At 65.1% G+C, this 11,682-nt stretch carries 7 protein-coding genes; 6 read left to right on the top strand and 1 reads right to left on the bottom strand.

Going from position 1 to position 11,682, the window contains the following annotated elements:
* The first annotated feature begins 19 nt into the window (after positions 1-19).
* From CK227_RS08300 to CK227_RS08285, 4 genes are all read left to right on the top strand, one after another.
* A complete protein-coding gene (locus tag CK227_RS08300) occupies positions 20-1,054 on the top strand; it encodes an extracellular solute-binding protein (protein WP_095772683.1) in 1,035 nt (344 codons plus the stop codon).
* A gap of 63 nt (positions 1,055-1,117) precedes the next feature.
* Entirely contained in the window at positions 1,118-2,314 is a 1,197-nt protein-coding gene (locus CK227_RS08295; RefSeq protein ID WP_095772746.1) for a serine hydrolase, read from the top strand.
* A 34-nt stretch (positions 2,315-2,348) separates the two neighbouring features.
* Positions 2,349-3,530: a serine hydrolase gene (locus tag CK227_RS08290; protein ID WP_095772684.1), complete on the top strand. Its 1,182-nt coding sequence runs from the start codon at positions 2,349-2,351 to the stop codon at positions 3,528-3,530.
* A 128-nt stretch (positions 3,531-3,658) separates the two neighbouring features.
* Positions 3,659-5,983: a Tex family protein gene (locus CK227_RS08285; RefSeq protein WP_095772747.1), complete on the top strand. Its 2,325-nt coding sequence runs from the start codon at positions 3,659-3,661 to the stop codon at positions 5,981-5,983.
* Here CK227_RS08285 and CK227_RS08280 read toward each other — a convergent pair whose 3' ends face one another.
* Positions 5,984-6,895, bottom strand: a complete 912-nt coding sequence (locus CK227_RS08280; RefSeq protein WP_095772685.1) for a LysR family transcriptional regulator — start codon at positions 6,893-6,895, stop codon at positions 5,984-5,986. It lies immediately after the preceding gene.
* Between the two features lie 102 nt (positions 6,896-6,997).
* Here CK227_RS08280 and CK227_RS08275 point away from each other — a divergent pair, with 102 nt between their 5' ends.
* Positions 6,998-8,194: an acyl-CoA dehydrogenase gene (locus CK227_RS08275; protein WP_095772686.1), complete on the top strand. Its 1,197-nt coding sequence runs from the start codon at positions 6,998-7,000 to the stop codon at positions 8,192-8,194.
* Positions 8,195-8,318: 124 nt separating this feature from the next.
* Positions 8,319-11,678 (top strand): transglutaminase family protein, encoded by a 3,360-nt coding sequence (locus tag CK227_RS08270; RefSeq protein WP_095772687.1) that lies wholly within the window; start codon positions 8,319-8,321, stop codon positions 11,676-11,678.
* Positions 11,679-11,682 lie beyond the last annotated feature (4 nt).

Genomic DNA, 11,682 nt, shown 5'->3' with positions numbered 1-11,682 from the left:
GAAAATGGGAGTTAGAACGATGAACTGGAAGACAACGGCGACCGCCATGGGGTTGGCGCTGCTCGCTTCGACGGGCCTGGCCCGCGCCGAGGGCGTGCTCAACATCTACAATTGGGGCAACTACACCAGCCCCGACGTGATCAAGAAATTCGAAGACAAATACAAGATCAAGGTGACCATCACCGACTACGATTCCAACGACACTGCGCTCGCCAAGGTCCGGCAGGGCGGCACCGGGTTCGACATCGCCGTGCCGTCGCAGACCTACGTGCCGATCTGGATCAAGGAAGGGCTCCTGCTCGAGACCGATCCGGGCAAGATGGAGAATTTCAAGAACGTCGCCCCGGAATGGGCCAATCCTGAATTCGATCCGGGCCGCAAATATTCCGTGCCGTGGGCCTGGGGCACGATTGGGGTCGTCGTCAACACCGATGCCTACAAGGGTCCGGCCGATACGTGGGGCATCGTCTTCAACACGCCCGACGAGCTGAAGGGTAAGGTCAACGTCGTTCCCGAGATGGGCGACGTCATCTTCGCGGCGATCAAATATGTCGGCGGCCAGCAATGCACCGACGACAAGGCGGTGCTGAAGAAGGTGCGCGACCTGCTGGTAGCGGCCAAGCCGAACTGGATCGCGATGGAGTACAACACCATCGAGAAGATGGGTGCCGGCGACTTCAAGGCAACCAGCGACTGGAACGGCTCGGCGCTGCGCCAGCGTCTGGCCAATGCGGCCATCCATTACAACTATCCGAAGGAAGGCTTTGGCCTGTGGAGCGACAATGTCGTCGTCCTGAAGGAAGCCAAGAACGTCGAGAACGCCAAGCTGTTCCAGAACTTCATCATGGATCCGGAAAACGCGGCCGGCCTCTCGGCCTTCCACCGTTACGCCAACGCCATCACCGGCTCGGACAAATACATGCCGGCCGACATGAAGGACGCGCCGGAAGTCGTCATTCCGGCCGACGCCAAGCCGAAAGGCGAATTCCAGAAGATGTGCGCGCCGGAAACGCAGGAACTCTACACCAAGATCTGGACCGAACTGCAGAAGTAATCGCTGCATGCCAGACCCGGCGGCACACACCGCCGGGTCTTTTCTTTTCCGGGAATGCCTTTCATGGACTCCTATCGCAACAGCGATCCGCGGCCGCCGATCATGCGGGGCTCGCCGCCCGCCATGGTGCCGCCGAAGCTCGACTGGGACCGGCCGCCATGGAACCGCTGGGCGTTCCAGCACATCCGGGAAATCCTGCCGACCGCCGAAGTCTGGCGCGGCAACGGCCACCGCCATCGTCTCGAACGCGCCGAGGTCGATCTCGACGGACTGGCGGTCGAGGACAGCCAGGGCAGGCCCTCGACGCTCGCCGGGTTGCTCGACGAGACCTATACGGACGGCTTCCTGGTGCTCAAGCACGGCAGGCTCGCCTATGAGCGTTATTTCAACGGCATGGACGTGCGCACGCTGCATCTGTCGCAGTCGATGGCCAAGTCCATCACCGGCTCGGTGTTCGGCATATTGGCCGGGCGCGGCCTGATCGATCCGGCCAGGCCGGTCACGGATTACCTGCCTGAACTCAGCGCGACCGGCTGGGCCGGCGCCAGCGTTCAGCATGTGCTCGACATGACGACGGGCGTGCGTTTTTCCGAAGAGTATACCGACCGCTATTCCGATATCGGCCAGGTCGATGTCGCCACCGGCTGGAAGCCGGCGCCGCCGGGCAGCGATCCGGACTTCCGCTGGCCCTCGCATATGTTCGAGCTGATCCTGGGCTTGAAGGACACGGTCCGGCCGCACGGCGCGGCGTTCGAATACCGCTCGATCGAGACCGACGTGCTTGCCTTCATCATGGAGCGGGTGACGGGCAAGCGGCTGGCGCAGCTGGTGTCGGAGGAACTCTGGCAAAAGCTCGGCGCCGACGAAAGCGCCTGCTTCACCGTCGACGGCGCCGGCTATGCGCTGGCCGACGGCGGCTTCAACGCGACACTGCGCGACTATGGCCGCTTCGGCCAGATGATCCTCAACAATGGCGGCGGCATCGTGCCGGCCGCCTGGATCGAGGCGACACGCAATGGCAGGCATGGCCCTGATTTCTCCCCCAGTCTGCCGCAGGGCAGCTACCGCAACCAGTTCTGGATCGAGAACCCCAGTTCGCGCGCGCTGATGTGCCGGGGCGTGTTCGGGCAGATGATCCATATCGACTGGAACACAGGAACGGTCGTGGTGAAGCTTTCGACCTGGCCGGATTTCAGCAATCTCGCCTACTCCACAGCGACGCTGAAGGCCGTGCACGCCATCGCCGCCGCACTGCTCTAGGCCCCCCACAAGAAACGACCTGGAAGGAAACGCCATGACCGGCAAGACCGCGTTCGAGATTCGCCACGGCTTCCGCCGCGACGAGGTGCTGCTTTCCAACTGGCGCGAAAGCCCGTTCAACCGATGGTCGTTCCAGAACCTTGGCGAACTGGTGCCCACGGCGCGCGTGGCTGCCGCATGGGCCGGTGCCGAGGCACCCGCGAAGGATTTCGGTGGTTTGCTCGGCGAAAAGGTTTCGGTGGCCAGCGCGCCGGAGACGGTCGCCGAATTCCTCATACGCTCCAGCACCGACGCGCTGACGGTGATGAAAGGGGGCAAGGTGATCGGCGACTGGTTCGCGCCGCACATGGAATTCGGCGCCCGCCACATCGTCTTCTCGATCAGCAAGTCGGTGACCGCGATCATAGCCGGCATATTGGAAGGCGAGGGGGTGTTCGATCCGGAAGCGCCGGTGACGACCTACATTCCGGAAGCCGCCGGCTCGGCCTATGGCGATGCGAGCACGCGGCATGTGCTCGACATGAGCGTCAGCCTCGATTTCGAAGAGGCCTATCTCGATCCGGAAAGCGCCTTTGCCCGCTATCGCCGCGCCACGCTGTGGAATCCGGGTGGCGGCACGGAAAGCCTGCGCGAATTCATCCTGACCCTGCAGCGGCTTGCCGAGCCGCATGGCCAGGTTTTTCGCTACCGTTCACCCAATTCCGACCTGCTCGGCCTGCTGCTGGAGCGCGCGTCCGGCCAGCGCTTCAGCGACCTGATGCGCGAAAAATTGTGGCTCCCGCTTGGCGCCGTCAGCGAAGCCTCGATCGGCGTCGACATGGAAGGCACGGCCCGCACCGCCGGCGGCATTTCGGTGACGCCGCGCGACCTGGCACGCATTGGCGAGATGATGCGGCAAGGCGGCACCGCCAATGGCCGCCGCATCGTGCCTGAGGCCTGGGTGCGTGACACGGTCTGCACCGGCGGCAGTGCGCAAGCCTGGCAGCGTGGCACCATGCTGCCGCTGTTCCCGCAAGGCCGCTACCGCAACAAATGGTACCAGTCAGGCAAGCCAAACGGCGCCTATTGCGGCATCGGCATTCATGGCCAATGGCTCTATATCGACCCGAAGGCGGAAGTGGTCATCGCCAAGATGTCGTCGCAGCCGGAGCCGGTCGACGATCCGCTTGACCTCGAAATCGTCGCCTTCTTCGAGGCGCTGACCCAACTGGTCTGACCGTCCGTCGCGGCCTCGTTGCCGCGTGCTTTCCTGTGGACCGCCCGCGACCGTTGAAAACGTCGCGGTTGGCGAGGCAGGTGTCTGCGCCTATGGTCGCCGCTCTTTTCGATGAGAGCAGGAACGACATGGCATCCGACATCAAGCGCATCGCAGCCATCATCGCGGCCGAGATCAAGGCGCGGCCCGAACAGGCGGCGGCGGCCATCGAATTGCTCGACGAGGGTGCGACCGTGCCGTTCGTGGCACGGTATCGCAAGGAGGTGACCGGCGGGCTGGACGACACGCAGCTGCGCGACCTTGCCGAGCGGCTCGCCTATCTGCGCGAGCTCGACGCCCGTCGCGACACCATCCTCGGTTCGATCCGCGAGCAGGGCAAGCTGACCGAGGAACTGGAAACCAAGATCGCGGCGGCGGCCACTAAGGCGGAACTCGAAGACATCTATCTGCCCTACAAGCCGAAGCGCCGCACCAAGGCCGAGATCGCCCGCGAGCGTGGGCTGGGACCGCTGGCCGAGGCCATCCTTGCCAACCGTTCGCTCGTGCCCGCCGAACTGGCGCTCGCCTATGTCACCGAGGAAGTGGCCGACGCCAAGGCAGCCCTTGAAGGCGCGCGCGACATCCTGTCGGAACAGTTCGCCGAGAATGCCGACCTGGTCGGCAAACTGCGCACCTACATGCAGGACCGCGCCTTCATGCGCGCCCGGGTGGTCGACGGCAAACAGGAGGCCGGCGCCAAGTTCTCCGACTATTTCGACCATGTCGAGCGCTGGGCAAACGTGCCGAGCCATCGCGCGCTGGCCATGCTGCGCGGCCGCAACGAAGAGGTGCTGTCGCTCGACATCGAGGTCGATGCCGACGACGCGTCTCCGGTGAAACCGGTCGAACGGATGATTGCCAACGCCTATGCGATCGGCGCCAGCCTGCCCGGCGACCGCTGGCTGATGGAGGTCGCCGGCTGGACCTGGCGCATCAAGCTTTCGCTGCACCTGACGCTTGATCTGATGCGCGACCTGCGCGAGCGGGCCGAGGAAGAGGCGATCCATGTCTTCGCCCGCAACCTGAAGGATCTGCTTCTGGCCGCACCCGCCGGTTCGCGGCCGACGATAGGCCTCGACCCCGGCATCCGCACCGGCGTCAAGGTGGCCGTGGTCGACGGCACCGGCAAGCTGGTGGCGACGACGACGGTCTATCCGTTCCCGCCGAAGAACGATGTGCGCGGCACGCAGGCCGAACTCGCCAAACTCATCCGCTTGCACAAGGTCGAGCTGATTTCGATCGGCAACGGCACCGGCAGCCGCGAGACGGAAAAGCTGGTGGCGGACATGCTGTCCGACATGCCTTCCGACGGCGGGCCGAAGCCGCTCAAGGTGATCGTCAGCGAAGCGGGCGCTTCGGTCTATTCGGCGTCGGCGGCGGCTGCGGCCGAATTTCCCGGCCTCGACGTGTCGTTGCGCGGTGCGGTGTCGATCGCGCGGCGCCTGCAGGATCCGCTGGCCGAACTGGTCAAGATCGAACCCAAGTCGATCGGCGTCGGCCAATACCAGCACGATGTCGACCAGTACCGGCTCGGCCGCTCGCTGGAGGCGGTGGTCGAGGACGCGGTCAACGCCGTCGGCGTCGATCTCAACACCGCCTCGGCGCCATTGCTGGCGCGGGTTTCGGGCCTCGGCGCATCGCTCGCCGACGCCATCGTCGCGCATCGCGATGCGACCGGCCCCTTCGCCAGCCGGAAAGATCTCCTCAAGGTGCCACGGCTTGGACCTCGCGCGTTCGAACAATCCGCGGGCTTCCTGCGCATCGCCAATGGCAGCGAGCCGCTCGACGCCTCGTCGGTGCATCCGGAAGCCTATGGCGTGGCCAAGAAGATCGTCGCCGCCTGCGGCCGCGACGTGCGCTCGCTGATGGGCGACAGTGCCGCGCTCAAGGCGCTCGATCCACGCGTCTTCGTCGACGAGCGTTTCGGCCTGCCGACGGTGCGCGACATTCTGGCGGAGCTGGAAAAGCCCGGCCGCGACCCACGCCCCGGCTTCAAGACGGCGACCTTCGCCGACGGCGTCGACGACATCAAGGACCTCAAACCCGGCATGCTGCTGGAAGGCACCGTGACCAATGTCGCGGCCTTCGGCGCCTTCGTCGATATCGGCGTCCATCAGGACGGGCTGGTACACGTCTCGCAACTGGCCGACCGCTTCATCAAGGACGCGCATGAAGTGGTCAAGGCCGGCGATGTGGTGAAGGTGCGCGTCGTCGACGTCGACATCAAGCGCAAGCGCATTGCGCTCTCCATGCGCAAGGATGGCGGCGAGGGTGGTGCGCCGCGTGGTGGGCCGCGCGACAATGGCGGCGGCAGGCCGGCGCCGCGCTCGCCGGCGCCGCAACGCCAGCCGGAACGGCCGGCCCAGCAAGGGGCCTTCGGTGCGGCACTGGCGGATGCGCTGAAGCGGAAGTAGCTACCAGGCCAGAACAGCCGGCTCCTTTTCGAGTTGGCCGAGCAGCCAGTCGCGAAAGCTGGCGACGGGGGGATGGTCGCGCTTGTCGTGCGGGACGACGAGGTAATAGGCGCTGCGGCTTTGCATGGGCTGGCCGGGCGCCGGCACCAACTGGCCGCGCTGCAATTCGCCCGCGATGAGGAGCAGCGGCAACAGCGCGACGCCAAGTCCCGCCATGCACGCCTGGGCGGCCGTGCCGAACTGCTCGAACTGCATGCCGGGTCCGGCCGGCGCGCTCAGGCCCTGATGCTCGAACCATTCGGTCCAGGCGTCGGGGCGCGTCGCCATGTGCAGCAGCGGCAGGCGGCCGATATCGGCCGGCGTGGCGATGGCGCGGCCGGCGAGGAATTCCGGCGACGCCACCGGCGCCACGGTTTCGCGCACCAGCAGCGTCGAATCGGCCTCCGGCCAATCCGGCAGGCCGTAATGGATGGCGGCGTCCAGCCTCTCCCTGGCGAAGTCGAAGCGGCCGACGCGGGTGACGAAGTTGATGGTGATGTCGGGATTGTTCGCGACGAAATCGGGGATCATCGGCATCAGCCAACGCGTGCCGAAGGTCGGCAAAATGGCGAGGTTCAGGATGCCGCTATGCCGATTGCTCATCAGTCCAAGGGCCGCGTCGCGCAACTGGCCGAGTGCTGAACGCACCGCTTCAGCGTAGATTTCCCCTGCCGTCGACAGCCGGACATTGCGGCTGTCGCGCTCGAACAGGCGGCGCCCGAACTGGTCTTCGAGCAGCCTGATCTGCCGGCTGACCGCGCCCTGGGTCAGGTCCAGCTCCTGGGCAGCGGCGGTAAAAGACCCAAGCCGGGCCACTGCCTCGAAGGCGGCGAGGGCGCTGATGTTGGGCAGAAGGCGGCGCTGGACACTCATGATCCATTCCTAACGCTCATTGATCCGTGAAGCAATTTCGTTTGATTTTTTAAGACCACGGGCCGATAAGCCGGGCTTCACCCGTTTGAGGATCGACAAGCCATGGCCGCCGACAAGAATGCATTCGTCTGGGAAGACCCGTTCCTGATCGAGGACCAGCTTTCGGAAGAAGAGCGCATGGTGCGCGACGGCGCGGCGGCCTTCGCCGCCGACAAGCTCGCGCCGCGTATCGAGGATGCCTATCTCGATGAAAAGACGGATGCCGGCATCTTTCGCGAAATGGGTGAGGCCGGGCTGCTCGGCATTACCATCCCGGAAGAGTATGGCGGCCTCGGCGCCAATTATGTGACCTACGGGCTGGTCGCGCGGGAAGTCGAACGCGTCGATTCCGGCTACCGCTCGATGATGTCGGTGCAGTCGTCGCTGGTGATGTATCCGATCCACGCCTATGGCTCGGAAGGGCAGCGCAAGAAGTACTTGCCCAAGCTTGCCAGCGGTGAGTGGATCGGCTGCTTCGGCCTGACCGAGCCGGATGCCGGCTCGGACCCGGGCGGCATGAAGACGCGCGCCGAGAAGACCGCGAACGGCTACAAGCTCAGCGGCTCGAAGATGTGGATCTCCAACGCACCGATCGCAGACGTCTTCGTCGTCTGGGCCAAGCTGAAGGGCGAGACCGGCAAGGACGAGATTCGCGGCTTCGTGCTGGAAAAGGGCATGAAGGGGCTGTCGGCGCCGAAGATCGGCGGCAAGCTGTCGCTGCGCGCGTCGATCACCGGTGAAGTGGTGATGGAAGGCGTCGAGGTCGGCGAGGACGCGCTGCTGCCCAACGCCAAGGGCCTTGGCGGCCCGTTCGGCTGTCTCAACCGGGCTCGCTACGGCATCTCCTGGGGCTCGATGGGTGCGGCGGAAGATTGCTGGCACCGCGCACGCCAGTATGGTCTCGACCGCAAGCAGTTCGGCAAGCCGCTGGCCGGCACGCAGCTTTACCAGAAGAAGCTCGCCGACATGCAGACCGAGATCGCGCTTGGGCTGCAGGCATCCTTGCGCGTCGGGCGGCTGCTCGATGCAGGCAAGATGGCGCCGGAGATGATCTCGATCGTCAAGCGCAACAACTGCGGCAAGGCGCTCGACATCGCCCGCCAGGCCCGCGACATGCATGGCGGCAACGGCATCCAGATCGGCTACCACGTCATGCGCCACGCGCAGAATTTGGAGACGGTCAACACCTATGAGGGCACGCATGACGTGCACGCGCTGATCCTGGGACGGGCGCAGACCGGGATCCAGGCTTTCTTCTAAGCCGTGCCTTAAGCCGACTTCGGCTGCTTAAATTAGGTGCACCGCAACATCTGTGCTTGGAGAATGGCCAGCAGATGTGTCAGGGTTCGGCGAATTCGTTTGAAACGCCGATCTCCGGGGCCCCATGGCAATTCTGGCAGCCGTCTACCATCTGACCCATTACAAATACGACCGGCCGGTGGTTCTCGGGCCTCAGATCGTCAGGCTGCAGCCGGCGCCGCATTCCCGGACAAAGGTGTTGAGCCATTCGCTCAAGGTCGAGCCGGCGAACCATTTCGTCAATCTGCAGCAGGATCCCTACGGCAACTTCCTCGCCCGTTTCGTTTTTCCCGAGCCGGTGACGGAATTGAAGATCGAGGTCGACCTCGTCGCCGACATGACGGTCTACAATCCATTCGATTTCTTCGTCGAGCCGTCGGCCGAGACATTCCCGTTCGAATATCCAGAAGAGATCAGGGACGATCTCGCCATCTACCGGACACCTGAGCCGGCCGGGCCGCTGCTGTCGGCCTTCCTGAGAACCATCGACACCAGCGCGAAAAACACCGTCAATTTCCTCGTCGACCTGAATGCGCGGCTGCAGCGCGAGATCGCCTATATCGTGCGCATGGAGACCGGCGTGTTCTCGCCGGAGGAGACGCTGGCCGCCGGCAAGGGCTCGTGCCGGGATTCGAGCTGGCTCTTGGTGCAGATCCTGCGCAATCTCGGCATCGCCGCGCGTTTCGTCTCGGGCTATCTGATCCAGCTGAAGCCTGATCTCGTCGCGCTGGACGGGCCGGCCGGCACATCGGTCGATTTCACCGACCTGCATGCCTGGTGCGAGGTGTATCTTCCCGGTGCCGGCTGGATCGGCTTCGACCCGACCTCGGGTCTCCTCACAGGCGAGAGCCATGTGCCGCTTGCCGCAACGCCGCATTTCCGCAATGCCGCGCCGATTTCCGGCATGGCGAGCTTTGCCAATGTCGAGTTCGGCTTCGACATGCGGGTCGACCGCATCGCCGAGCATCCGCGCATCACAAAGCCGTTCTCCGACGAAAGCTGGCAGGCGCTCGATGCGCTCGGCAACAAGGTCGATGCGACACTTGCGGCCGGCGACGTGCGGCTGACGATGGGCGGCGAGCCGACCTTCGTGTCGATCGACGATTTCGAGTCCGCCGAATGGAACACCGCCGCCGTCGGTCCGACCAAGCGCGAGAAGGCCGATGCGCTGATCCGCAGGCTGCGCGAGCGCTTCGCACCGGGCGGCTTCCTCCACTACGGCCAGGGCAAATGGTATCCGGGCGAGAGCCTGCCGCGCTGGACCTTCTCGCTCTACTGGCGTGCCGACGGCCAGCCGGTGTGGAGCGATCCGTCGCTGATCGCGCGGGAGAAAAGCGAAGCCAAGGTTGGCCCGCAGCAGGCCGAAAGCCTGCTGACGGCGATCGCCGGCGAGCTCGGCATCGACAAGGCCATGGTCAGCGAAGCCTATGAGGATCCGGCCGAATGGCTGCTCAAGGAAGGCAAGCTGCCGGAAAATGTCGATCCGTCCAATTCGAAGCTCGAGGATCCGGAAGAGCGCAGCCGCATGGCAAGAGTGTTCGAGCGCGGGCTGACCAAACCGTCGGGCTATGTGTTGCCCGTGCAGCGCTGGAACAGCCAGGCTTCGGGACCGCGCTGGCGTTCGGAAAAATGGAAGACACGGCGCGGCCGGCTGTTCCTGGTGCCGGGCGACTCGCCGGTCGGCTACCGCTTGCCCTTGGGAACGCTGCCCTACGTGCCGCCGGCACAATTCCCCTACATCGTGCCGGTCGATCCGTCGCTGCCGCGCGGCCCGCTGCCGGCCCGCGAAGCGATCCTGCCCACCGCGGCGCCGGCCGAGCTTGAAGGCGCCGACGAGATGGCGCGCCGCCAGCAGGCGGCGTCGTTCACCGCAGCGACCGGTCAGCAGGACCGGGTCGAACAGGAGATCACCGAGATCGGCGGCGCGGTGCGCACCGCGCTCTCCGTCGAGCCCCGCGACGGAAGGCTGTGCGTATTCATGCCGCCGGTCGAGGCGCTGGAAGACTATCTCGAACTGGTCGCCGCCGCCGAGAATGCGGCGCGTGCCATCGATCTTCCCGTGCATATCGAGGGTTACGGGCCGCCGCATGACCCGCGTCTCAACGTCATCCGTGTGGCGCCGGACCCCGGCGTCATCGAGGTCAACATCCATCCGGCTTCCAACTGGCAGGACTGCGTGGCGACGACCACGGCGATCTATGAGGAAGCGCGGCTGACGCGGCTTGGCGCCGACAAGTTCATGATTGACGGCCGCCACACCGGCACAGGCGGCGGCAACCATGTCGTGGTCGGCGGTGCGACGCCCAATGACAGCCCGTTCCTGCGCCGGCCCGATCTGTTGAAGAGCCTGGTGCTGCAATGGCAGCGGCATCCGTCGCTGTCCTATCTGTTCTCCGGCCTGTTCATCGGCCCGACCAGCCAGGCGCCGCGCTTCGACGAGGCGCGTCACGATTCGCTTTACGAACTCGAAATCGCCATGGCGCAGGTACCGCATCCGGACCAGGGCGCGGCACCCTTGCCGTGGCTGGTCGACCGGCTGTTCCGCAATTTGTTGACCGACGTCACCGGCAACACGCACCGCTCTGAAATCTGCATCGACAAGCTGTTCTCGCCGGATGGCCCGACAGGACGGCTGGGACTGGTCGAATTTCGCGGCTTCGAGATGCCGCCCAATGCGCGCATGAGCCTGGCGCAGCAACTGCTTGTCAGGGCGATCATTGCCCGTGCGTGGAAGAACCCACTCGACGGCCGCTTCGTACGCTGGGGCACTTCCCTGCACGACCGTTTCATGCTGCCGCATCATGTCTGGGCGGATTTCCTCGACGTGCTGGACGACCTCAAGCTCAATGGCTTCGAGTTCCGTCCCGAATGGTTCGATGCGCAGCTCGAATTCCGCTTCCCGTTCTGCGGCGAGGTTCAGCATGCCGGCATCAAGCTGGAGCTGCGGCAGGCGCTGGAGCCATGGCATGTCATGGGCGAACAGGGCGCGATCGGAGGCACCGTGCGCTTCGTCGATTCCTCGGTCGAGCGGTTGCAGGTCAAGACCGAAGGCCTCAATCCGGAACGCCATGCCATCGTCTGCAACGGCCGCATCGTGCCGATGAAGGTGACCGATAACCGCGAGGGCGCGGTGGCCGGCGTGCGCTTCAAGGCCTGGCAGCCGGCTTCGGGCCTGCATCCGGCGCTGCCGGTCAATACGCCGCTGGTGTTCGACATCTATGACCGCTGGTCAGGAAGGGCGGTCGGCGGCTGCGTCTACCATGTCGCGCATCCCGGCGGCCGCAATTACGACACCTTCCCGGTCAACGGCAACGAGGCGGAGGCGCGGCGGCTCGCCCGCTTCGAGCCGCGCGGCCATACACCATCGGCCTATGTGCTGCGCGAGGAACAACCGGCGGAAGATTTCCCGATGACCCTTGACCTCAGGCGACCGGCAAGACTCTGATCAG

This window comes from Mesorhizobium sp. WSM4308, from assembly GCF_002294905.1.
Classification (GTDB): domain Bacteria; phylum Pseudomonadota; class Alphaproteobacteria; order Rhizobiales; family Rhizobiaceae; genus Mesorhizobium.
This window is presented reverse-complemented; position numbering and strand designations above follow the sequence as displayed.